Here is a 23,229-nt window from a genome sequence, read left to right on the forward strand (position 1 = left end):
CGCCCTATGCGTGATCCAGCACAAAAGTCAAGGAAATCCGCGATAGAGCCGCGCACAAAGGAGTCAGTGATCGACTTCGACCAACTGGCGGATACGGGTGAGCCTGCAATTCATGCCACTGCGCGAAAGCAGCGTATCGCGGTCGATGCACAATTGTCCGTCGGACGTATGCGAAAGGTAGAAGCCGGAATAGAAGTCCCGCGCCCGGCAGGCGCGCTCGAGTTCGGCGCTGACGAGCCGCCTGTCGCGCATGAACAGGAGCAGGCGATTGTCGCCATCGGGCTGCACGCCTGCAATACCCGCGATCGAGAGACACTTGCCGATCTTGCGCTCGGAAAAGTGCGAACCGATCTCGCCATCGGGCAAGCCGACGAACATGTCCGGCGGCGCCGTGCGCGGACTGCGCGGGCTGATGCGGATCGTCATGCGCTGTTCGATCCGGATCTGCCAGGCATCCTGCGGCTCTACACGCTGGAAGGCCGAGACGGAGAACGGCCAGGCGGGAAGCGCCGCGCGGGCCTCATCGTCGAACGGCGTGGCATCGGATTCGCGCCAGGAATAGACCGCCGTGCCATCTTCGCCGGACGTCCAGGCGGCATCGAACCCGCTCTCGTCCGTCGACCGCTCGCTATCGACCAGGCTTGCTGCCGGAAGCAGCGCCATGATCGGATAAAGCATCGCAGTCGCAAGATTCATCGTCGAGCAGGTTCCCTGAACACGGTCATGCCGCTTGTGTAGCCATAGCCCATGAGCTTGAACCACCGCTTAACTCGAAACGAAAGTTCCTCACTCGGCGCAAGGCTAGGCAATGCATGCAAGCAGTTGCAAGGATTGAGGATGAAACGGCCAAATCGCTGTGGCATAGCGCACCCATGACACATGCCGACACATTCTTCGAAGAAGCCCTCGCACTGCTCGGTCCGCGCGGAATTACGCGTGACGCCGATCTCGTTGCCCCTTCGCTGACCGACTGGCGCGGACGCTATACCGGGCGCGCCATCGCCCTCGCCTCGCCCGCAAAGACCGCAGAAGTCGCCGCCCTCGTCCAGCTATGCGCGAAGCATGGCGTGCCGATCGTCCCGCAAGGCGGCAACAGCGGCATGTCGGGCGGAGCGACTCCGGACGAATCGGGCACGGCCATCGTCCTCTCGCTGCGGCGCATGAACGCCATCCGCGAGATCGACATCGAAGCCCGCCGCGCCACCTGCGAAGCCGGCGTGGTGCTCCAGACGCTGCACGAAGCAGCGGACGCCAAGGGCATGCGCTTTCCGCTCACTCTTGGCGGCAAGGGCTCTGCGACCGTGGGGGGCCTGATTTCCACCAATGCCGGCGGCTGCCAGGTCCTGCGCCATGGCTCCATGCGCGCGCTCGTTCTCGGGCTCGAAGCGGTCCTCCCCGACGGTCAGGTCTACTCGATGCTGACGCCACTGAAGAAGGACAATCGCGGCTTTGACGTCAAGCAATTGCTGATCGGCTCCGAAGGCACGATGGGTGTCGTTACCGCGGCCACGCTCAAGCTGCTGCCCGCCGTCGCGGACCGCGTGGTGATCTGGGCTGGCTTGCCCACCCTCGGGGATGCGCGCAGGCTGATGCTGTTTTGCGAGGATGCCATGGGCGATGCCCTCGAAGGTTTCGAGGTTCTCCCCCAGGCCTGCCTCGATGCCGTGCTGAACCACCTGCCCGATTCGCGCGCCCCGCTGGAGGGCCGCCACGGCTGGCATGTGCTGATCGAGGTCGTGGCCGATCGCGCTGCGGCGGACACACTGCGCGAGCGCTGCGAAGACATGATGGCCACTGCCTTCGCGCAGGAGCTGGTCGAAGACGCCGTGATGTCCGCCAGCGAAGCCCAGGCCGAAGCCTTCTGGCTCCTGCGCGAATCGATTTCTCCGGCCGAGCGCGAGCGCGGACCGGCGATGCAGCACGACATCTCGGTTCCCGTCGAGAAGATGCCTGAGTTCGTCGAGGCGACGGCGCCGATGATCGAAGCGAAATGGCCCGGCACGGAGGCCGTCGCATTCGGGCACTTGGGCGACGGCAACGTGCACTACCACGTCATTGCGCCCAACGTGCAGGACCCGCTTGCCTGGCAGACCGGCCCAGGCAAGGACATCAGCCGCTATGTCCATGATCTCGTAACCGAGTGGGGCGGCTCGATTTCCGCCGAACACGGCATCGGCCAGATGAAGCGCGACGAACTGGCCCGCCTTGGCGATCCGGTCGCGCTTTCGATGCTGCGCGCAGTCAAGCAGGCACTCGACCCGAAGGGCATTCTCAACCCCGGCAAGCTCATCTGAGCCAGCCCGCAGAAAGTCGCCGCCCGCCCGTGCGCAACGCGGGCAGCGCGCTTGCGCGCCTGCAGACCAGCCACTAAAGCGACCTATCCAAAAATCTACCCAGCCTGCGGAGAAGATCGTAATGGCCAGCGCGCCGCAAAATTCTGCCCTGCCCTTGTTCTACAAGGACCTTATCCCGCTCAATTCGCAGCAGCATGCTTCGTGGAAGACGCGCGCAACCGACAAGGCCACCTGGCTGGTCGGGGTGAACTCCGTCCCGCTTACGGTCGAGGAATTCCCGCAGGCCCAGCGCAATTTCCCGATCATCTTCACCACCGGCGACAATCCGGTTCCGCTTGCGCTGATGGGCATGAACGAAGGCGTGAATGTCTTCGTCGACGAAGACGGCAGCGTGAACAGCCCGGTCTATATTCCGGCCTATGTCCGCCGCTACCCCTTCATGCTCGCCAAGCTGCGCCCGGAGAGCGAGGAACTCTCGCTGTGCTTCGACCCGACCAGCGACCTTGTCGGCGAACTCGACGAAGGCCAGGCGCTCTTCGACGGCACCGACCCCGCCGAAGCGACCCAGAACATGCTCAAGTTCTGCGAAAACTTCGAAATCGCCGGCAACAAGACCGCCAACTTCATCGCCGAACTCAAGAAGCACGACCTGCTGATGGACGGCGAGCTGAACATCGAGACCGGCCAGGGCCAGCCGTTCAACTATCGCGGCTTCCAGATGGTCAACGAGGAAAAGCTGCGCGAGATGCGCGGCGACATCCTGCGCCAGTGGAACCAGAACGGCATGCTCCCGCTGATCTACGCACACCTGTTCTCGCTCGAGCTCGTGCGTGACATTTTCGGGCGCCAGATCAGCCAGGGCAAGGGCCCGCTGGCGCTCGCCAACGCCTGAGGCAAAAGCCGATGCGGACGAGAGTTTTGACAAATTTGTCACACTCTCGTCCAATTCGCCACGGTCACGTCGGAAACTCCGTGCAAAGCGATTCCGATTTGTTTTAAAGAACCTCTTGAATCTCGCCTCAGGCCTGCATATTATTGCAATGCCTGATCGGCGCTACCCTCATGGCCCGGTCGGGTTGGTGCACATCGTGCACCTCCTCCCTGAACCTTGGCCACCTCGTGCATCGCACGAGGTGGTTTTTTAATGTCTTGAGGGATTTTCAGAAAGCACGCCTGAAACCGCCGGATTTCGCCAGTCAGTCGGCGAATGTCATTCTGCGGCGAGCGGCCATTCCCTGCCGCCGGCCACTTGGCCCAGATCAGCGACGACAGCCGCCAGGCGCCTGACCAGATCCACCAGCACATCGGCGACTCGCGGCAGCCCTTCACCCGGCTCGGCAAGATTCGCATCGAGATAGCAACTGCGATCGATCTCGAGCTGGAAAGCATGCAGCCCACGCTGCGGCTGCGCATGACGTTCGAGCACGTAACCGCCGGCATAGGGACGGTTGTGCGCGGCCGGCAGGCCGCGCTCCGCGAAATGGGCAAAGGCCGTGGCGATCACGCTGCCATGGCAGGTTACGCCGAACCGATCGCCGACGACATATTGTGCACCCGCGACACCGAATCGACTCGGCAACGGCGGCATCGAATGCAGGTCCAGCAGCAGCGCCGCTCCCCAACGCTCACGCAGTGCGGCCAATTGCTCGGCCAGGACCTCATGATAAGGCGAGTGAATGCCCTCGACCCGGGCTGCAAGATCGTCCCTTGCGTGGCGCGAACGCCACAGCTCGCCCAGTCCGGGCAGACGCCGCGGAATCAGTCCCAACCCGCTCAGGACCCGGCGGCTCGGCATCTCGCTACTGCGCTCGGGCCGCGCCGATCGTTCGAACATTTCCCAGTCGATATCGTCGGGCGCGCGATTGAGGTCTATCATCGCCCGCGGAGCATGAGCCATCAGCAGGCTCGCCCCGGTCCGCGCCGCGATCTCCTCGCCCAGACGATCGACGTAACGGTCTTCAAGGCGCAGCGAGACCGATTCGGGATGGCGCATCTCGCGCAGCAGTCCGCTGGGATAGACCCTGCCCGCATGCGGCACGGCGACGAGCACAGGAATCGCCGAGGGCTCGGTTGCAGCGATCGTGAAAGCCGGGCTCGCCGGTGCGCCGGGAATCTGCCCTCCGGTCCGTCTTTGCGAATCGCTCTCGCCCACTTTGCTCACCATGTCCCTGAAACTGGTCTTTTCACTTTCCCGAGTCAAAGCGTCCCGTTCCCGGTCAGTCCCGAATCCAGACGAGAATGTTAACCGGTCTTGGCGTATGACCCTTCATCCGGTCGCGACGAACGCGACCTCGCTCAATGACATAGAAATACGGGACGACATGGCGATGATCCGCATCCTGCTAGCCGAAGACGATGAGGCGATGCGCACCTACCTGGCACGGGCATTGGAAAATGCCGGATACGATGTGGTTGCCGTCGATTGCGGCACGAGCGCCCTGCCCCATCTGGAAACCGAGACTTTCGACCTGCTGCTTTCGGACATCGTCATGCCCGAGATGGACGGCATCGAACTGGCGCAGCGCTGCGCAGAAGTTTCACCGATGACCAAGGTCATGTTCATTACCGGCTTTGCCGCCGTTACCCTGCGCGCCAGCCGCGAGGCACCCCAGGCCAAAGTCCTTTCCAAGCCCTTCCACCTGCGCGATCTTGTGATGGAAGTGCAGCGGGTTTTCGGCCTTCCCGAGCACGCCCGACTTTAATTGAAAAATTCCTGCCAAAGCGTCTTGCATCACCTGAAACATGACGCTAGAGGGCCAGTCCTCCGAGCGGGAACGCCCGCAAGGAGCTCTGAACGGAATGGGCGTATAGCTCAGTGGTAGAGCACTATGTTGACATCGTAGGGGTCGCAAGTTCAATCCTTGCTACGCCCACCATTCCTCAGGCCTGATGGCTAGAAACCCGTCGCGAAAGCGGCGGGTTTTCTGCTTTGGGGAACCGGCTTCATGACTGGCCGGAATTTGCCGGAGCGCACTGCCCGGCGCATCGACAAGTCTCCTGACGATCCGATCATCGCCTTTGCGCAGGCAAACTGGCGCCAAAATGCCGTTCCTTGCCTTGCTAAGCGTTCACCCTCTCCTTAAGAGACGCCCAAATTCCATCCCTAGGGGAGCTTTCAAGCATGGCAAAAATCAAGGTAGCAAATCCCATCGTAGAGATGGACGGCGATGAAATGACCCGGATCATCTGGGAATGGATCCGTGAACGTCTGATTCTCCCCTACCTCGACATCGACCTCAAGTACTACGACCTCTCGGTCACCAAGCGCGACGAGACCGACGACCAGATCACCGTCGACGCCGCCAATGCCACCAAGCAATATGGCGTTGCCGTGAAGTGCGCGACGATCACCCCCGACGAAGCCCGCGTCGAGGAATTCAGCCTCAAGAAGATGTGGAAGTCGCCCAACGGCACGATCCGCAACATCCTTGGCGGCGTTGTCTTCCGCGAGCCCATCGTGATCTCGAACGTTCCCCGCCTGGTTCCCGGCTGGACCGATCCCATCGTCGTCGGCCGTCACGCTTTCGGCGACCAGTACCGCGCCACCGACACCCTGATCCCGGGCCCCGGCAAGCTGCGCCTCGTCTGGGACGGTGAGAACGGCGACAAGATCGACCTCGACGTGTTCGACTTCCCGGCTCCGGGCGTCGCCATGGCGATGTACAACCTCGACGAATCGATCCGCGACTTCGCCCGCGCTTCGTTCAACTACGGCCTCGGCCTGAAGTGGCCGGTCTACCTGTCGACCAAGAACACGATCATGAAGGCCTACGACGGCCGCTTCAAGGATCTGTTCCAGGAAGTGTTCGACACCGAGGGCTTCGCCGAGAAGTTCAAGGAAGCCGGCATCACCTATGAGCACCGCCTGATCGACGACATGGTCGCCTCGGCGCTCAAGTGGTCGGGCAAGTTCGTCTGGGCCTGCAAGAACTACGACGGCGACGTGCAGTCGGACACCGTTGCACAGGGCTTCGGCTCGCTCGGCCTGATGACCTCGGTTCTGATGGCACCCGACGGCAAGACCGTCGAAGCGGAAGCCGCCCACGGCACCGTTACCCGTCACTACCGCCAGCACCAGCAGGGCAAGTCGACCTCGACCAACCCGATCGCCTCGATCTTCGCCTGGACGCGTGGTCTCATGTACCGCGGCAAGTTCGACAACACGCCGGAAGTCGTGAAGTTCGCCCAGACCCTCGAGCGCGTCTGCATCGAGACCGTCGAAAGCGGCGCGATGACCAAGGACCTCGCGCTGCTGATCGGCCCGGACCAGAGCTGGATGACCACCGAGCAGTTCTTCGAAGCCATCGTCGAGAACCTCGAGAAGGAAATGGCCGCCTGGGCCTGACCTTCACGGTCCTGAAATTCGCCCGGTTCCGGCTGGCGCGACAGGATGAGCCCTCCCCCTCGCGGGGAGGGCTTTTTCTTTGCCCTGCCGACACCCGGTGCATGGTGCAGCATTGACTTTTGTTCCTGTTATGTTCACATCGTGCCATGCAACCTCAGAAGGGAAGAGGCGCTGCCAGCAGGGCCCCGAGCTCTCGCTTCAACTTGCCCGGACGGGAAGCCGACGGGGACTGGCTGGACAGCGTCGCCGACATCGATGGCCCTCCCCGCAACCCGATCACGACCGTGACCGAGGAGCATCCCCGCACGATCGTGTCGTTCAACAAGTCGCCGGACATTCCCTTCGATCGCTCGATCAATGCCTATCGTGGCTGCGAGCACGGTTGCATCTACTGCTTCGCACGGCCCAGCCACGCCTTTCACGACCTTTCGCCCGGTCTCGATTTCGAAACCAAGCTCTTCGCCAAGCCCGATGCGGCAAGGCTGCTGCGCGCCACGCTGGCCAAGCCCGGCTATCGGCCGGCACCGATCGCGATGGGTACCAACACCGATCCCTACCAGCCGATCGAAGCGCAGTACCGGATCACGCGTGAGATCCTGGAGGTCTGCCTCGAGACGCGCCACCCGGTGACGATCACCACGAAGTCCGACCGGGTCCTGCGCGATCTCGACATCCTGCGCGCGATGGCACGATTCAATCTGGTCGGCGTGGGCATTTCCGTGACCAGCCTCGATGCCCAACTCTCCCGCCTGCTCGAACCGAGGGCGGCGACCCCGGCCAGACGAATCGCAGCACTGGGAAAGCTTGTCGAGGCCGGCATTCCCGCCCATGTCTCGATCGCACCGGTCATTCCGGCGATCACCGACCAGTACCTTGAGGCGATCCTGGAAGCCGCAGCCGGGCAAGGCGTGCGCGGTGCCATGTGGATCATGGTCCGCCTGCCGCACGAGGTCGCGCCGCTGTTTCGCGAATGGCTGGACGCCCACTTCCCCGACCGGGCCGCCAAGGTAATGGCAACGATTCGCGACATGCGCGGCGGCAAGGACAACGACCCGCGCTTCTTCCAGCGCATGCGCCCCAGCGGCGTTTGGGCGGACCTGTTCCGCAATCGCTTCCGGCTTGCGGCCAGACGCCACGGCTTCGGCCCACCCGACGTGCATCTGGACTGCTCGGACTTCAAGGCGCCCCATGCAAGCGGACAGTTGTCATTCCTGTAAACACGGCTCGCCTCTGAAAATACTCACCTCAGCGAAGGCAATGACACTTTTGAAACAACTCGAGGGGTGGCGGGTTCTTCGGTGCAGATAGGGAATTCAAAAGGAGGTCTTTATGGCCGAAGAATACACCACCACCGAAACCACCCGTGAATCGACGCAGGCCCCGCACACCACCGTAATTCACGAAAAGAGTTCTTCGAGCGGGACCGGAATCATCATGGCGGTCATTGTTCTTGTTGCAGTTATTGGCGGCATTTACCTGTTCAGCCAGACCTCGACCAGCGAAGCGGCGAAGGACAATGCCATTGCCAATGCAGCGAACAGCGTGGGCAATGCGGCCGAGCAGGTCGGCGATGCCGCCGAAAACGCTGCCGGTAACGTCGCCAATCGGTAATCCGAGCGAAGGCGGCTGCCCGGACGGTCGCCGCCTTCGTCATCGCGGTAGCGTGTAGTCCTTGAACTGGACGCGAAGGTCCTTCTTGCTGATCTTCCCGGTGCCGGTATGCGGAAGGGAGCTCACCAGTTCCACCGCATCGGGCAGCCACCAGCTGGCCACCTTGTCGCGCAGGAATTCGCGCACATCTTCACCGCACACATTGCTGCCGCCACGCGGCACGACAATCAGGATGGGCCGTTCGTCCCACTTGGGATGGGCAACTCCGATGGCCGCCGCTTCAACGACATCCGGGTGCCCCACTGCTGCATTTTCCAGCTCGACCGAGCTGATCCATTCCCCGCCCGACTTGATGACATCCTTGGTACGGTCGGTCAGCCTGACCGAGCCGTCCGGCAGGATCGTCGCCACGTCCCCGGTATCGAACCAGCCCTGTTCATCCGAGGCATCTTCCTCCGTCTTGAAGTAGCGCCTGATCGTCCAGTGCCCGCGCACCTGCAGCGCGCCGGAGGTCGTGCCATCGTGCGGAAGCAGCGTTTCGTGGTCGTCCAGCGAAACGATGCGAACCTCGCTGCCGTAGACGACCCTGCCCTGCAGGCATTTGCGATCGACCTGCTCGTCGAACGACAGCGCGTCCCAATCGGCCCCTTCGTAGGAGACCGTTGCGATCGGCGAAGTCTCGGTCATGCCCCAGGCATGGCCCACCCGCACGCCGCTGCGCATCAGCCGTTCCACCACGCTGCGCGGAAACGCCGCGCCGCCTGAAATGGCATATGCGATCGGGGGCATGTCCTTGCCCGTCTCGTCGAGGTGCTGAAGAAAGGCGAACCAGACCGTCGGCACGCCCGCGACATGCGAGACCTGTTCCTTCTCGATCAGCGCGCAAAGGGCCGAAGGATCGTTGACCTGGCTGTAGACCAGCTTCGCTCCCGTCGCCGCACAGCCCCACGGCATGCCCCAGTTGTTGGCATGGAACATCGGCACGATCGGCAGCACACAGGATCGCGGCTCCAGCGCCAGGCATGACGTCCCGATCATCGCCAGCGTATGCAGCATGTTCGAACGGTGCGAGTAGAGCACGCCCTTCGGGTGCCCGGTCGTGCCGCTGGTGTAGCACAGCATGCACGGGTCGCGCTCATCCCCGCTCGTCCACTGGGCCTCGCCGTCTTCGGCGCCGATCCAGTCGTCGAAGGCCGGTGCATGCTCGTGCGAATCGAAGCAGATGTAGTGCTCGATTCCCGGACACAGCGGGCGCAGGCGATCGACTATGGGCTGGAATGCCGCATCATAGATGAGCACCCGGTCTTCGGCATGGTTTATGATGAAACCGAGCTGGTCGTCGAAAAGGCGCGGATTGATCGTGTGCAGCACGCAACCGGCCCCGGGCGCGCCGTACCAGGTCACAAGATGGCGCGAATGGTTCATCGCCAGCGTCGCAACACGGTCCTGCGGCTGCAAGCCGAGGCGCCGCAGGGCCTGCACCATCTTCAGCGCATCGCGCCGAACTTCCCGCCAGTTGGTGCGGGACTGCGTTCCATCGGCCCAGTGCGTTACGATCTCGCGGTCGCCATGCTCCCGCGCGGCGTGGTCGATCAGACCCGTGACCCGCAGTTCCCAATCCTGCATCGCACCCAGCATCGGCTCTCCTCTCTCCGGCTGTGCATTTGCGCACTTATGCCTTGAGACAGGAGGGTAATCATCGGCGCGACACTAGGCCATAGGAAACCGATACTTGCGATCAGGCCGCGCGGCGCAACCCTTCCGGGCCGCGGCGAGCGGTGAGTGAAATGTTGGAAAGACCCTCGATCGTCGCGAGTTGCTCGGCAAATTCGCCGTCGAGCGCGAAGTCGCGGCCCAGCCGGACCTTCTGCTCACGCCCGTTGCCCAGCTTGAGGTTGGCGATGACCTCGCCCCCTCCCGGCGTTCCCGGACGCATCAGCAGCGCCAGTTCCTGCACCGCTTCCACCCGGTCGATATCGAGCCTGAGCAGCATGCGCGCATCGGCCTTTACCTCGGCCAACGGTCGCGCCCCGCGCACGGTCACGCGGGGCGGCTCGTCCGGGCTCGGGCTGTCGAGTTCGACGTTGAGCAGGACGCAGGTGCCTTCCTTGGCCCACTTCACGAAGTTCTCGACGAGGCTTTCCTCGAAACAGGAGGCGGAAAAGTTGCCCGACTGGTCCGAGAAATCGGCCATGACGAAGTCCTTGCCCTTGCGGGTCTTGCGCTTCTGCACGTTCTCCACGAGGGCGGCCATGACCGCCCCGGAACGCCCACCGCCACCAGATCCGCCCGCGGTCAGGCTGGCGTGGGTGCGCGCACCATTGGCCGAAGCCACAGCGCGGAACTGCTCGACCGGGTGCGCCGCGAAGTAGAAGCCGAAATTCTCGCGCTCCTTGGCCATCTGGTCCAACCGGCTCCAGGGCTCGGCATCGACAAGGCGCAGTCCCGGCTCGGCATGATCGTCGCCGCCGAACAACCCGGCCTGCCCGCTCGAACGGCTGCGCGAGGCTTCATCGGCAACAGCCAGCAGCAAGTCGGCATTGGCCAGCACCTTGGCGCGGTTCGGCTCGAGACTGTCGAGCGCACCGGCCGCGCCCAGGCTTTCAAGCTGGCGCCGGTTCATCGATCCGGCCGGAGCGCGCTTGAACAGGTCGTGCAGACTGGTGAACTTGCCGTTGGCCTCACGTTCGGCGACGATCGCGTCCATCGCCTTTTCGCCGACATTGCGGATGCCCGCGAGCGCATAGCGTACCGCGTGGCTGTCGTGGGTTTCTTCGACGATGAATTCCGCTTCCGACATGTTGATGTCGGGTGCGGCCAGTTCGATGCCGTTGCGCCGCGCGTCGTCGACGAAGATCGCCAGCTTTTCGGACTGGTGCATGTCGAAACACATCGCCGCCGCATAGAATTCGTGCGGGTAATGCGCCTTCAGCCAAGCCGTGTGATAGGCAAGCAGCGCGTAGGCGGCGGCGTGCGACTTGTTGAAGCCGTAGCCTGCGAACTTGTCGATCAAGTCGAACAGTTCGTTGGCCTTGGGCTCGTCGATGTCGGAGAGCTCCTTGCAGCCGGCCACGAAACGCGCACGCTGCTTGTCCATCTCCTCCTTCTTCTTCTTGCCCATCGCACGGCGAAGCAAGTCTGCGTCGCCGAGCGAGTAGCCGGCCAGGATCTGCGCGGCCTGCATGACCTGTTCCTGGTAGACGAAGATGCCGTAAGTCTCGGCAAGGATACCCTCGAGCTTCTCGTGCGGAAACTCGATCTGCTCCAGCCCGTTCTTGCGCCGGCCGAAGAGCGGGATGTTGTCCATCGGGCCCGGGCGATACAGCGAGACGAGCGCGATGATGTCGCCGAAGTTCGTCGGCTTCACTGCCGCCAGGGTACGGCGCATGCCTTCCGATTCCAGCTGGAACACGCCGACCGTATCGCCGCGTTTGAGCAATTCGTAGACGGCCGGATCATCCCAGCCGAGCGTCGACAGATCGATTTTGATTCCGCGCCGTTCCAGCAGGTCGCAGGCCTTGCGCAGCACCGACAGCGTCTTGAGGCCGAGGAAGTCGAACTTGACCAGCCCGGTATCCTCGACGGACTTCATGTCGAACTGGGTGACCGGCATGTCCGAACGCGGATCGCGGTAAAGCGGGACCAGCTTTTCCAGCGGACGATCGCCGATGACGACGCCCGCCGCGTGGGTCGAGGAGTTGCGCGGCAGGCCCTCGAGCTGGACGGCCAGGTCGACCATGCGGCGCACTTCGGAATCGGTGTCGTATTCACGGCGGAATTCGGCGACCGGCGGATCCTTGGTAACGCCGTGTTCCTTGCGACCGTTGAGCGCTTCGGTGAGGTTCCACGGATCAGTGGGATGGTTGGGGACCATCTTGCAAAGCGAATCGACGCGGCCATAGCCCATCTGCAGGATGCGCCCGCAGTCGCGCAGCACGGCGCGGGCCTTCATCTTGCCGAAAGTGATGATCTGCGCGACGTGGTCATGGCCGTACTTGCGCTGGACGTAGCGGATCACTTCGCCGCGCCGGGTTTCGCAGAAGTCGATGTCGAAGTCAGGCATCGAGACGCGTTCCGGGTTGAGGAAGCGTTCGAACAGCAGGCCCAGCCTGAGCGGGTCGAGGTCGGTGATGGTCAGCGCCCAGGCGACCAGCGAGCCGGCACCCGAACCACGGCCCGGGCCAACCGGAATGCCATTGTCCTTGGCCCACTTGATGAAGTCGGCAACGATCAGGAAGTAGCCGGGAAAGCCCATGCCGATGATGATCTGCGTCTCGAAATCGAGACGGTCGGCATAGTCGAGGAAATCCTCGGTCACGCCCTTTTCGCGCAAGGCTTCGTAAGCCGCCTTGCGCTCATCGCCCTTGTAGGCCAGCGCCTCGTCCAGTTCACCCTCGGTAACGTCGGGCCAGTAGGGCAGCAGGCGCCGGGCAAGGCCGCGCCGGGCATCGTCCACCAGCATCCGGGCCTCGCCCTCACGATCGCCGGCAAGGCTGGGCAGCAGCGGCTTGCGGCGCGGCGGCGCGAAGGCACAACGCTGGGCAACGACGAGCGTGTTGGCGATGGCCTCGGGCAGGTCCGCGAAAAGCTCCTGCATGACCTCGACCGGCTTGACCCAGCGTTCGGACGAAGAGCGCGGCCGGTCCGGCGCATCGACCTGCGTGGAGTTGGCGATGCACAACATGCCATCGTGCGCGGAGTGGAAGCTTGCCTCGGAATATTGCGCCGGGTTCGATCCGACCAGCGGGATGTCACGCTCATAGGCAAGCGCGATCAGGTCTTCTTCGGAGGCGTCCTCCTCGGGTTCACCGGTACGCGTGATCTCGATGTAGAGACGGTCGCCGAACAGGCCCTGCAGGGTATCGCAATAGCGCTCCGCCTGCTCGGGTCGGTCGTCGGCAAAGAGCCGCGCCAGCGCGCCCTCATTGCCGCCGGTCAGGCAGATCAGGCCATCGGTATGGCCGCGCAGCGATTCCAGCTCGACATGGGGATCGAGTTCGAGCGGGCGGTCGAGGTGGGCACGGCTGACGAGGCGGCACAGGTTGAGCCAGCCGTCGTCGTTCTGGGCGAACAGGGCCAGCCAGTCGATCGGGAGGTCCTGTCCCTGCGCAACCGCACCGGGTCGGGCGACGGCAAGGAACGTGCCGACAACGGGCTGCACGCCTGCGTCCATGCAGGCACCGGCGAAAGTCGGCGCACCGTAAAGGCCATTGCGGTCGCAGATGGCGATGGCGGGAAACTTGCGTTCCTTGGCCAGCTTGGCGATCGCCTTGGGGTCGATCGAGCCGTCCAGCATCGTGAAGCTTGAGAAGATGCGAAGCGGGACGAAAGGCGAGAACGACATAATGGGAATTTAGGCATCGCGCGCCCGCGCGATCAAGGCCGCGCTGGGGACAAAGCGGGGGATAGCGCGCAATGCCGAAACGGGAATTTGCCAGAGTGGGAATTGCGAACGCTTGCCCGGCCTACGCGCAATCGCGGAACGCGCCTGCCGGATCAGAGCAGCGCCTCGATGTCCTTTTCGAGGCTTTCCGGCTTGTCGGTCGGACTGAACCGTCGCACGACCTTGCCATCCCGGTCGATCAGGAACTTGGTGAAGTTCCATTTGATCTTCTTCGTGCCCAGCACACCGGGTGCTCCTGCCTTGAGCCAGTCGAACAACGGGTCCGCTCCCGGGCCGTTGACCTCGATCTTGCCCATGAGCGGGAACGAAAGGCCGAAATTCACTTCGCAGAATTCGGCGATCTCGTCGGCAGAGCCCGGCTCCTGCCCGCCGAACTGGTTGCAGGGAAAGGCGATCACTTCGAAGCCGCGGTCGCCGTACTTGCGCCAGAGCGCTTCGAGCCCCCTGTACTGCGGGGTGAAGCCACACTTGCTCGCCGTGTTGACCACCAGCAGGACCTTGCCCGCCTTGTCGGCAAGGCTGATCTTTTCGCCGTTGGGAAGTGTCGCATTGAAATCTGCGATAGTCTTCACGGTACCGGCCTCTTCATCGCTGATCAGTTTCAAGGAAGTGCTTTGCGGACGCCCTTTCCGCAGCAAGGCGAGGCCGGCAGTCAGCCGGCCTCAAGCCGTAACAGCAGATCAGTCGGGGCTTTTCGGGAAATCGGCGCGGCGGAAAAGCGCACGGATTTCGCCGATCGACAGGCGGTGATCGCCTTCCTTCTGGATGGCGTATTCATTCTGCTTTTCCGCAGGCAGATCCATCACGAAATCGATCAGCTGGGCCACGGTGCCGCGACGGATCGTCTTGAACCGGTGAAACAGACCGCCCCCATCGGCACATTTGTGCAATTCCGCCGAATCATTCCAGCCGAAACCGCGCGGCGCCTCCGGTTCACCCTGGATCGTGGAGGGAGTGTCGCTCATCTGCGTGGTCCTTTCGTTTTCCCTGTGGTTTTCGTTCAACTTGGGCATTGGCCGCAGCGAAATCAACGCAGATCCTTGCGGCGTCCTGCAATGATGCAGGCCCCGGAGTTGCAAGGCTATTGCAGCACACCGTCATGCAGCCGCACGACGCGGTCCATGCCCTGTGCCAGCCGTTCGTTGTGCGTGGCGACCAGAGCGGCGCTGCCCTGCCCGCGCACAAGGCGCAGGAACTGGTCGAAAACCTTGTCCGCAGTCGCCTCGTCGAGGTTGCCGGTCGGTTCGTCAGCCAGCACCAGCCGCGGCCGGTTGGCCAGGGCACGGGCCACCGCGACACGCTGCTGCTCACCGCCGGAAAGCTTGCTCGGGCGATGTTCAAGGCGTTGACCAAGACCGAGTGCGCCCAGCAGTTCGCGCGCGCGCTCCTCGCATTCCTCGCGCGGCTTGCCGGTGATCAGTTGCGGCAGCACGACATTCTCGATCGCGTTGAAATCGGGCAGCAGGTGGTGAAACTGGTAGACGAAGCCGATGTGGTCGCGCCGCACCCAGGCGCGTTCGTCCTTGCCCAGCTTGGAAGCATTGATCCCGGCGATCTCGATGTGGCCGCCAAAGCCCCCTTCGAGCAGACCGATTGCCTGCAGCATCGTCGACTTGCCCGAGCCCGACGGGCCCAGCAGCGCCACGATCTCTCCGGGACGGATCACCAGGTCGACGCCGCGCAGCACGTCGATGGTCACGCCGCCCTGCTCGAAGCTGCGGGTCAGTTTCTCGATGCGCACGACCGGGGCGCCGCGCTCGGCGCCGACGTGCGGTTCCTCGAGGTTCACCGGATCACTCATAACGCAGCACCTGCACGGGATCGGTGCTCGCCGCCTTGAAGGCCGGGTAGAGCGTGGCGAGGAAACTGAAGGCCAGCGCCATCAGGCAGATCACGGTTATCTCCACCGGATCGGAACGGGCCGGCAATTCGGTCAGGAAGCGGATCGAAGGGTCCCACAGGTTCTGTCCGGTCACGATTTCCACGAGGCGCACGATCGGCTGGCGGAAATAGAGGAAAACGAAGCCCAGGATCACGCCTGCCCCGGTGCCCAGTGCGCCGATGCAGAAGCCCGTCGTCACGAAGACCTTGAGCAGCGATTTTCGTGTCGCCCCCATCGTGCGCAGGATCGCGATGTCGCGCGTCTTCGCGCGCACCAGCATGATCAGCGAGGAAAGGATGTTGAACACCGCGACCAGCACGATGATCGAGAGCACGACGAACATCGCCACGCGCTCCACCGCCAGCGCTTCGAACAGCGAGGCGTTGATCGTCTTCCAGTCGGTAACGATGGCCTGCCCGGCGAGCTTGCGCTCCAGCGGAGCGAGAATCTGGTCGACGCGGTCGGGGTCGGTCGTGGTCACTTCGATCATGCCGATCGAATCGCCGGTCAGCAGCAGCGTCTGCGCGTCCTTCATCGGCATCACCACGAAGGCCTTGTCGTAGTCATAGACGCCGATCTCGAAGATCGCGGCAACCCGGTAGGCGATCTGGCGCGGCACGGTACCGAACGGGGTCGAGCGCCCCTGCGGATTGATCACCGTGATCATGTCACCCACCTGCGCGCCCAGGTTTTGGGCAAGCTGCGAGCCGATCGCCACGTTGTTGCTGTCGGGCTGGAGCTGGCCGAGGCTGCCGGCCTTAACCTTGTCGCGCAGCCGGGCGATGTCCTGATCGGTGTTGCCGCGCACGAGGATCGCTTCGACGCGTCCGTTGAAACTGGCCAGCAGCGGCTGCTCGATCAGCGGCGTGGCGCGGGTGACGCCGGGCGTCTTGCGCACGTCCTCGAGCACGCTCTGCCAATTATCCAGCCGGCCGCCGTATGCCTGGATGATGGCGTGACCGTTCAGGCCCACGATCTTGTCGAACAGCTCTGCGCGAAAGCCGTTCATGACACTCATGACGATCACCAGCGCCGCAACGCCGAGCATGACGGCAGCCAGGCTGATGCCCGCGACGAGCGCGATGAAGCGCTCGCCCTTTCCGGGCAACATATAACGTTTGGCGATAGTCCATTCGAAGGAAGAAAGGATCAAGCGACGGGTCCGTCTGTGATCTGGTCAATGCGCAGCTGGCATTAAGGACATGAACAAGGGCTTGCAAGCCGCGGGCGAACTTGGCCGGGGACGCGATGCGACACCGGGTTTGTGCCCAACCGACAAGCCCGCTATGTGTTCCCTCGACGAGCGGGTCGTGGCGCCGTCATGACCCGGTCACGAAGCGCGCGCAGGAGGCAAAGCTGCACAAGCCTTTTCCATCCCCCTTGCAATTGCGGGCGATCCCCGCCAAATGCGCCGCAGATATTGACGCGCCAGCGGGCCGGACGACTCCATGAACCTAACTCACCCCTTTCGTGACGCCGACGGGGACAAGCTGCGCGAAGAGTGCGGCGTGTTCGGCGTGATCGGTGCCAAGGATGCGGCAAATGTTGCCGCAGCCGGGCTCCATTCCCTGCAGCACCGCGGCCAGGAGGCCGTGGGCATCACCAGTTTCAGCGGGACGGAGTTCCACTCCCACCGCGGCCTGGGCCATGTCGCCCAGGTCTTCTCGCAGAGGGAACTGGACACGCTGCCCGGCACCATGGCCTCGGGCCATGTGCGCTATTCGACGACCGGTGGATCGGGCCTGCGCAACGTGCAGCCGCTCTTCGCCGATCTCGCTGCGGGCGGCTTCTCGATCGCCCATAACGGCAACATTTCCAATGCGATGACGCTCAAGCGCGATCTCGTGTCGAAGGGGTCGATCTTCCAGTCGACCTCCGACACCGAGGTGATCATCCACCTCGTCGCGACCAGCCGTTACCCCACCCTGCTCGACCGCTTCATCGATGCCCTGCGCATGGTCGAGGGTGCCTATTCGCTGATCTGCATGACCTCCGAGGGCATGATTGCGTGCCGCGATCCGCTGGGCATCCGCCCGCTGGTCATGGGCCGTCTCGGCGATGCCACCGTGTTCGCTTCGGAAACCGTCGCCCTCGACGTGATCGGCGCGGAATTCACCCGCGCGGTCGAGCCGGGCGAACTGGTGCAGGTCGACCACAAGGGCACGATCTCCAGCCACCGTCCGTTCGGCAGTCCGGCCCCGCGCCCCTGCATCTTCGAACACGTCTATTTCAGCCGCCCCGATTCGGTTATGGACGGCCGCTCGGTCTACGGCGTGCGCAAACAGATCGGCGTCGAACTGGCCAAGGAAGCACCGGCTCCTGCCGACATCGTGATCCCGGTGCCCGACAGCGGCGTCCCCGCCGCCATCGGCTATGCGCAGGAATCGGGCATTCCCTTCGAGCTGGGCATCATCCGTTCGCACTATGTCGGACGCACCTTCATCCAGCCGGGTGACGCTGCCCGCCATGCCGACGTGAAGCGCAAGCACAACGCCAACCGCGCCCTCGTGGAAGGCAAGCGCATCATCCTCATCGACGATTCGATCGTGCGCGGCACCACCTCGCTCAAGATCGTCGAAATGATGCGCGATGCCGGCGCTGCCGAAGTGCACATGCGCATCGCCAGCCCGCCGACCAGCCACTCGTGCTTCTATGGCGTTGACACGCCGGAACGTTCGAAGCTGCTCGCCGCGAAGATGGACATCCAGGCCATGGCCGAGTTCATCAAGGCCGACAGCCTCGCCTTCGTGTCCATCGACGGCCTCTATCGCGCCGTCGGCGAAGCGAAGCGCAACAAGAAGTGCCCGCAGTTCTGCGACGCGTGCTTCTCCGGTGAATATCCGACCAAGCTGACCGACTTCACCGAACTTCGTCCGCAACAGCTTACGGCTGCGTGACCGACACGATGAGCGACACGGGAAGCGACAAGCCGTTCGAGGGGCAGATTGCGCTCGTCACCGGTGCCAGCCGCGGCATCGGCGCCGCCACCGCGCATGCTCTGGCTGCAGCGGGGGCGCATGTCGTGCTGACCGCGCGCGATACCAAGGCGCTCGAAGGTGTCGAGCAGGCGATCTTCGAAGCCGGCGGTTCGGCCACGATCGCTCCTGTCGATCTCGTGGAGCCCGACGGCATCGCCCGCCTCGCCACGGCAATCTCGCAGCGCTGGGGCAAGCTCGACATTCTCGTCGTCAATGCCGCGATCCTGCCGGAGCTGACTTCGGTGGCGGACATCGACCAGAAGGCTTTCAACAAGGCCCTGACGACCAACGTGCTGGCTACCCAGGCGCTGATCGCCAATTTCGACCCGCTTCTGCGCAAGAGCGCCGATGCCCGGGTGATCGGCATGACCACCACGGTCGCAGGCCAGCCCCGTGCGTTCTGGGGCGCCTACGGGGCGTCAAAGGCCGCCTTCGAGGTCCTTCTGGACTGCTACGGCCAGGAAACCGCCAAGGTTTCGAAGGTCCGCGTCGCCATCGTCAATCCCGGAGCCACCCGCACCGCGATGCGCGCCCGCGCCTATCCCGGCGAAGCGCCCGCTTCGGTCAAGCCGCCCGAAGTGGTGGCCGACCGTCTGGTTGCGCTGCTTGGTGAACCGTTCCCTACGGGACATCGCGAGACCGTTAACCAGCCGGCTTAAGTCCCCGTTAACCCCTGCCTGCGATCTTTCGGAGTCATTCCGGGCATCTTGCCCGGTTTCCGGCTACGACAGGATTGCATCTCCATGGTAGGAACGGAACAGGACAAGTACGAGTTCGCCGCTCAGGAAGACCGCAGCGCACATCGCGTGAAGCTGACCATACCGGCCGGGCTCCGCCCGTCCGGGGGCCGCAGCTTCCAGACCGTCGTGCGCGATCTCTCCCTTTCCGGCTTCTCGGCCACGGCGGTCAGCCGCCTGCACCCCGGCACGCGCTGCTGGATCACCTTGCCGGGAATGGAATCGCTCTCGGCGAAAGTCATCTGGTGGGACAACGGCCTGACCGGCTGTGCCTTCGAGAACCTGCTGAGTCCGATCATTCTCGAGAATATCGTCTCGCGCTGGTCGGACGACCCGACCTACCGCAACTGACGGATCGGGAAACCGCGCCCGTTCAGCCGCGCTTGACCAGCGTGACTTGCGCGACGTCGATCCCGCCGCCGCGAAAGCCGCCCTCGCAATACATCAGGTAGAAGCGCCAGAGCCGCACGAAGCGCGCGTCGAAGCCGGACGGGAGCCGACCTTCCTCGACCGCCGCATCGAAATTGCGCCGCCATTCGCGCAAGGTCTTCGCATAGTCGAGACCGAAGCTGGTGCGGTCCTCCCACGAGAGCCCGCGTTCCTCGGCCAGCCGGTGGAATTCCGATTCCCGGATCAGCATGCCCCCGGGGAAGATGAAGGTCTGGATGAAGTCCGCGCTGCGCGCATAGCCTTCGAAGATCTCGTCGCGCATCGAGATAAGCTGGAGCCCGGCCCTGCCCCCGGCCTTGAGATTGCGCGCAATGCAGTCGAGGAAATCGGGCCAGTACTCGCGCCCCACCGCCTCGACCATCTCGACCGAAACGACCGCGTCGTACTGGCCGCCTTCGTCGCCAAGGCCGACATCGCGATAGTCCTGCTTGCGGAAATCGACGGTTCCGTTCTCGATCTCCCAGCGCCCGCGCGCATAGGCCAGCTGCTCGTCGGACAGGCTGATCGCATCGACGTGGACGGCCTCGTTCCCGGCCATGAAGGCCGCCAGGGTGCCCCAGCCGCAACCGATCTCCAACACCTTGTCGTCAGGCGCGAGATCGAGGCGCTCGACGATCGCTGCAACCTTGTTCGACTGCGCCATGTCGAGCCGGGTAACGAACTGGCTCAGCGCGTTTGGCCCGTCACCGGGTACCGCGAAGATGCCGCTCGAATAGAGCATCGTCTCGCCCAGCCACTCCTCGTAGAAGTCGTTACCAAGGTCGTAGTGGGCATGGATGTTTCGCAGCGAACCGGTGCGGGTGTTGCGATGCAGCCAGTGGACGAGCCGCGTCAGCAACCGCCATGGGCCATGGGCGCGGCCCGAATTGCCCAGCGATACGGCATTGTCCATGAACAGCGCGAACAGCGGCACCGGATCGGGACTTTCCCACTCCCCCGCATCCCACGCCTGGTACCAGCCGACCGAACCGGCCGTCGCCAGGCGTAGGATCGCGCGCCACGAATTGATCTTCACGACGGCATCGAAGCCGGACTCGCGCCCGCCCAGCAAGCGCGTCTCGCCCGAGGGCAACGTGGTCAAGATGGAGCCGCGGTCGAGGCCGCGGTCGATCTCGTCGAGGACCCGTTTGACGCCGCCCGACCAGAGCCGGGCGAACCATTGCGGTCCCACGCCAATGGCGCGGCCGCCTTCCACGAGTTCCTCACCCCTCCCGGAAACTGGCGCGTTCATGTGTTTGATATGAACACAAACTCACGGCGGGGCAATCCATCAGCAACCTTTGCAGTCAGCCTTTTGCCTTCTCCCAGGCCGCCAGCGCCCGCTCCCGGGCGGCACGATGTTCGATAATCCGCGCCGGATAGCCCTTGGGCCGGTACATCGGTCCCGGATCGTGGACCTCGGCATCGGGCAGGTCCGCAAGTTCCGGCACCCATTCGCGGATATAGGCAGCCGCGTCGAATTTCTCCGACTGGGAGAGCGGCGCCATGATCCGCACGAACATGTTGGAATCGACGCCCGATCCGGCCGTCCACTGCCAGTTTACCGCGTTCGAGGCATAGTCGGCGTCGACCAGTGTATCCCAGAACCACCGCTCCCCTTCCTGCCAGTCGATCAGCAGGTGCTTGATGAGGAAACTGGCCGCGATCATCCGCACGCGGTTGTGCATCCAGCCGGTATGCCAGAGCTGGCGCATCCCGGCATCGACGATGGGGTAACCGGTCCTGCCCTTCTGCCAGGCGCGAAGATCCTCCTGCGCCTCCTTTCCGGAGCGCCAGGGGAAGTTGTCGAAGGTATCCCGTGCCGAACGGCTGCCATAGTCGGGTAACTGCAGGATTACGTTCTGCGCATAGTCGCGCCAGCCGATCTCGCCCAGGAAGGTGGCGACCGACCCGCCCGCCGACGCGGTTGCATGCCAGACCTGCGCCGGAGAAACTTCACCGAAGTGCAGATGCCCAGACAGGAACGAAGTGCCCTCCACCGCCGGCAGGTTCCGCTGCCCTTCGTAGCGCGAGGCTTGATCGACAAAGGCGCGCAGGCGCTTCTTCGCGCCGTCCTCGCCCGGCTCCCACATGTCGCGCATGCCGCCCGCCCAGTCGGGCTGGGTCGGCAGCAAACCCCAGTCGTCGAGCTTATCGGATGCAGGCCAGCTATCGGGCGCTGCAATCTTCTGCGGCCGGCGCTGCGGTTCGGGCGGCGGCATACGCTCGCTCAACGCCCGCCAGAACGGGGTGTAGATCTTGTAGGGGTTCCCAGAGCCCGTCGTGACCGTTCCGGGCGGGGCAAGATAATTCCCGTGATGCAGATGCAGGGTCAGGCACTTGCCGACGCCTTTCTCCGCATTGCGCCACCACGGCTCGTAATGGTGCAGGGCATGGACTTGGCTGGCGCCGGTCTCCTGCGCCAGCGCCGCCAGCACGTCCTCGCACTTGCCCTTGCGCAGGATCAGCCGCGAACCCTTTTCCCGCAAGGTAGCATCGAGGCTTTCCAGGCTGTAGTGCAGCCACCAGCGCGAAGCGCCGCCCATGGCCCGGTGCCTGGGCGTCTCGTCGTCGAGGACATAGACCGGCACGACCGGGCCCAGGGCAGCGGCTGCGGCCAGTGCCGCCTGGTCCGACAGCCGCAGGTCACGGCGAAACCAGACGATGACAGGAGGGTGAGAATTGGTTGACGATTGGGCTGACATGGGACCGGAACGCGATTGCATCTGAGACGTTCCTTGACCCTATGGTAGGCGCAGACAAATCCGCAAGCTTTCCGAGTTCCAGTTACCGGATCGATCCGCGGAAGGCACTGATCGCCGCAGGCCTGTGCTGGCTCGGCCTCGCGATGATGGTCTGGGCGGTCGAGACGGGACACATTACCGCGATCGACAAGGCCGGCCTGCTGTTCTGGCGTGACAGCGACTTGCGCCCGGTCGGGCCGACGCGCCTGCTCGAAGCGGTGCGCGACGTCACTGCCCTGGGTGGCACCCTGCTGCGCAACCTGTTCACGCTTTGCGCCGTCGTCGCCCTGCTCTTCCTGAAGCTGCGGCGCGAAGCCGCTTTGCTGGCCCTGACCGTAATCGGCGGCCTGATCGCGAACAGTACGGCCAAGATCCTGGTCGGCAGGCCAAGGCCGGAAATCGTGCCCCATCTCACCGAGGCCGGCGGGATGAGCTTTCCCAGCGGCCACAGCTTCAACTCCGCCGTCGTCTATATCGCCATGGCCCTTGCCTTCGCGGCGCTGAGCCCGCGGCAATCGGTACGCATGACGGTGATCGCTGGCGCCGTGCTGGCCAGCATGGCGATTGCCTGGAGCCGGGTCTGGCTTGGAGTCCATTGGCCGAGCGACGTCATCGCGGGATGGCTGGGCGGCGCAGGCTGGGCCTTCGCCGCCTCTGCCCTGCTCTATCGGCCCGCACAGATGACGGCCGATCGCCTGGAACACGCGGAGCGCGATTGAAATTGCGCCGCGCCAGGATTCGAAATTGGAGAAGTAGTCGCGGCACCCCTTCGGGGCCGCCCATGAGCGCGAGGTGAAAGCGGCCC

General features: G+C 63.9%; 20 protein-coding genes and 1 tRNA gene. 11 read left to right on the plus strand and 10 right to left on the minus strand.

Translation table 11 applies throughout. The features are described from left to right. Nucleotides 1–63 precede the first annotated feature (63 nt). A complete protein-coding gene (locus B5483_RS06180) occupies nucleotides 64–696 on the minus strand; it encodes a hypothetical protein (RefSeq protein ID WP_079729744.1) in 633 nt (210 codons plus the stop codon). Between the two features lie 176 nt (nucleotides 697–872). Here B5483_RS06180 and B5483_RS06185 point away from each other — a divergent pair, with 176 nt between their 5' ends. Then, entirely contained in the window at nucleotides 873–2,294 is a 1,422-nt protein-coding gene (locus B5483_RS06185) for an FAD-binding oxidoreductase (RefSeq protein WP_079729745.1), read from the plus strand. Nucleotides 2,295–2,415: 121 nt separating this feature from the next. Continuing rightward, a complete protein-coding gene (locus B5483_RS06190; protein ID WP_054947397.1) occupies nucleotides 2,416–3,186 on the plus strand; it encodes a SapC family protein in 771 nt (256 codons plus the stop codon). 318 nt (nucleotides 3,187–3,504) lie between these two features. On the opposite strand, the gene B5483_RS06195 is transcribed toward B5483_RS06190, so the two are convergent. Then, nucleotides 3,505–4,458, minus strand: coding sequence for an N-formylglutamate amidohydrolase (locus tag B5483_RS06195; RefSeq protein WP_079729746.1), 954 nt, complete (start codon nucleotides 4,456–4,458; stop codon nucleotides 3,505–3,507). A gap of 163 nt (nucleotides 4,459–4,621) precedes the next feature. On the opposite strand from B5483_RS06195, the gene cpdR reads away from it, so the two are divergent. The 5 genes from cpdR to B5483_RS06220 all read left to right on the plus strand — a co-directional run bounded on the left by cpdR (nucleotide 4,622) and on the right by B5483_RS06220 (nucleotide 8,250). Next, nucleotides 4,622–4,996: a cell cycle two-component system response regulator CpdR gene (gene cpdR / locus B5483_RS06200; RefSeq protein WP_041559465.1), complete on the plus strand. Its 375-nt coding sequence runs from the start codon at nucleotides 4,622–4,624 to the stop codon at nucleotides 4,994–4,996. A gap of 99 nt (nucleotides 4,997–5,095) precedes the next feature. Continuing rightward, a tRNA-Val gene (locus tag B5483_RS06205) sits at nucleotides 5,096–5,170 on the plus strand. Nucleotides 5,171–5,415: 245 nt separating this feature from the next. Continuing rightward, on the plus strand, nucleotides 5,416–6,639 hold the full coding sequence (locus B5483_RS06210; RefSeq protein ID WP_054947219.1) for an NADP-dependent isocitrate dehydrogenase: 1,224 nt from the start codon (nucleotides 5,416–5,418) through the stop codon (nucleotides 6,637–6,639). Between the two features lie 146 nt (nucleotides 6,640–6,785). Next, on the plus strand, nucleotides 6,786–7,856 hold the full coding sequence (locus B5483_RS06215; RefSeq protein WP_079729747.1) for a PA0069 family radical SAM protein: 1,071 nt from the start codon (nucleotides 6,786–6,788) through the stop codon (nucleotides 7,854–7,856). Between the two features lie 112 nt (nucleotides 7,857–7,968). Continuing rightward, nucleotides 7,969–8,250 (plus strand): hypothetical protein, encoded by a 282-nt coding sequence (locus tag B5483_RS06220; protein WP_054947217.1) that lies wholly within the window; start codon nucleotides 7,969–7,971, stop codon nucleotides 8,248–8,250. 39 nt (nucleotides 8,251–8,289) lie between these two features. Here the strand turns inward: B5483_RS06220 and B5483_RS06225 are convergent, their stop codons facing one another. From B5483_RS06225 to B5483_RS06250, 6 genes are all read right to left on the minus strand, one after another. After that, nucleotides 8,290–9,888, minus strand: a complete 1,599-nt coding sequence (locus tag B5483_RS06225; protein WP_079729748.1) for a long-chain fatty acid--CoA ligase — start codon at nucleotides 9,886–9,888, stop codon at nucleotides 8,290–8,292. Nucleotides 9,889–9,988: 100 nt separating this feature from the next. Then, nucleotides 9,989–13,594 carry a DNA polymerase III subunit alpha gene (gene dnaE, locus B5483_RS06230; protein WP_079729749.1) on the minus strand — a complete coding sequence of 1,202 codons (3,606 nt, stop codon included), beginning with the start codon at nucleotides 13,592–13,594 and terminating at the stop codon, nucleotides 9,989–9,991. A gap of 152 nt (nucleotides 13,595–13,746) precedes the next feature. Beyond that, complete coding sequence (locus B5483_RS06235; RefSeq protein WP_369817935.1) at nucleotides 13,747–14,259, minus strand: glutathione peroxidase; 513 nt, start codon at nucleotides 14,257–14,259, stop codon at nucleotides 13,747–13,749. Nucleotides 14,260–14,334: 75 nt separating this feature from the next. Next, nucleotides 14,335–14,619, minus strand: a complete 285-nt coding sequence (locus B5483_RS06240) for a hypothetical protein (protein WP_054947224.1) — start codon at nucleotides 14,617–14,619, stop codon at nucleotides 14,335–14,337. Nucleotides 14,620–14,735: 116 nt separating this feature from the next. After that, entirely contained in the window at nucleotides 14,736–15,455 is a 720-nt protein-coding gene (locus B5483_RS06245) for an ABC transporter ATP-binding protein (protein ID WP_054947214.1), read from the minus strand. Then, a complete protein-coding gene (locus B5483_RS06250) occupies nucleotides 15,448–16,689 on the minus strand; it encodes a lipoprotein-releasing ABC transporter permease subunit (protein ID WP_054947213.1) in 1,242 nt (413 codons plus the stop codon). The genes B5483_RS06245 and B5483_RS06250 overlap by 8 nt, the downstream gene beginning before the upstream one ends. A 295-nt stretch (nucleotides 16,690–16,984) precedes the next feature. Here B5483_RS06250 and purF point away from each other — a divergent pair, with 295 nt between their 5' ends. The 3 genes from purF (at nucleotide 16,985) to B5483_RS06265 (ending at nucleotide 19,602) form a co-directional block, all read left to right on the plus strand. Beyond that, nucleotides 16,985–18,433 (plus strand): amidophosphoribosyltransferase, encoded by a 1,449-nt coding sequence (purF, locus tag B5483_RS06255; protein WP_054947212.1) that lies wholly within the window; start codon nucleotides 16,985–16,987, stop codon nucleotides 18,431–18,433. Nucleotides 18,434–18,441: 8 nt separating this feature from the next. Further along, complete coding sequence (locus B5483_RS06260; RefSeq protein ID WP_079729901.1) at nucleotides 18,442–19,173, plus strand: SDR family NAD(P)-dependent oxidoreductase; 732 nt, start codon at nucleotides 18,442–18,444, stop codon at nucleotides 19,171–19,173. A gap of 84 nt (nucleotides 19,174–19,257) precedes the next feature. Continuing rightward, complete coding sequence (locus B5483_RS06265; RefSeq protein ID WP_054947211.1) at nucleotides 19,258–19,602, plus strand: PilZ domain-containing protein; 345 nt, start codon at nucleotides 19,258–19,260, stop codon at nucleotides 19,600–19,602. Between the two features lie 22 nt (nucleotides 19,603–19,624). Here B5483_RS06265 and B5483_RS06270 read toward each other — a convergent pair whose 3' ends face one another. Continuing rightward, nucleotides 19,625–20,932 carry an SAM-dependent methyltransferase gene (locus B5483_RS06270; RefSeq protein WP_079729750.1) on the minus strand — a complete coding sequence of 436 codons (1,308 nt, stop codon included), beginning with the start codon at nucleotides 20,930–20,932 and terminating at the stop codon, nucleotides 19,625–19,627. Between the two features lie 55 nt (nucleotides 20,933–20,987). Then, on the minus strand, nucleotides 20,988–22,406 hold the full coding sequence (locus tag B5483_RS06275; RefSeq protein ID WP_245828833.1) for a cryptochrome/photolyase family protein: 1,419 nt from the start codon (nucleotides 22,404–22,406) through the stop codon (nucleotides 20,988–20,990). Between the two features lie 20 nt (nucleotides 22,407–22,426). On the opposite strand from B5483_RS06275, the gene B5483_RS06280 reads away from it, so the two are divergent. Then, nucleotides 22,427–23,143 (plus strand): phosphatase PAP2 family protein, encoded by a 717-nt coding sequence (locus tag B5483_RS06280; protein WP_054947208.1) that lies wholly within the window; start codon nucleotides 22,427–22,429, stop codon nucleotides 23,141–23,143. The last annotated feature ends 86 nt before the right edge of the window (nucleotides 23,144–23,229 follow it).

This window comes from Novosphingobium mathurense, from assembly GCF_900168325.1.
Lineage (GTDB): Bacteria > Pseudomonadota > Alphaproteobacteria > Sphingomonadales > Sphingomonadaceae > Novosphingobium > Novosphingobium mathurense.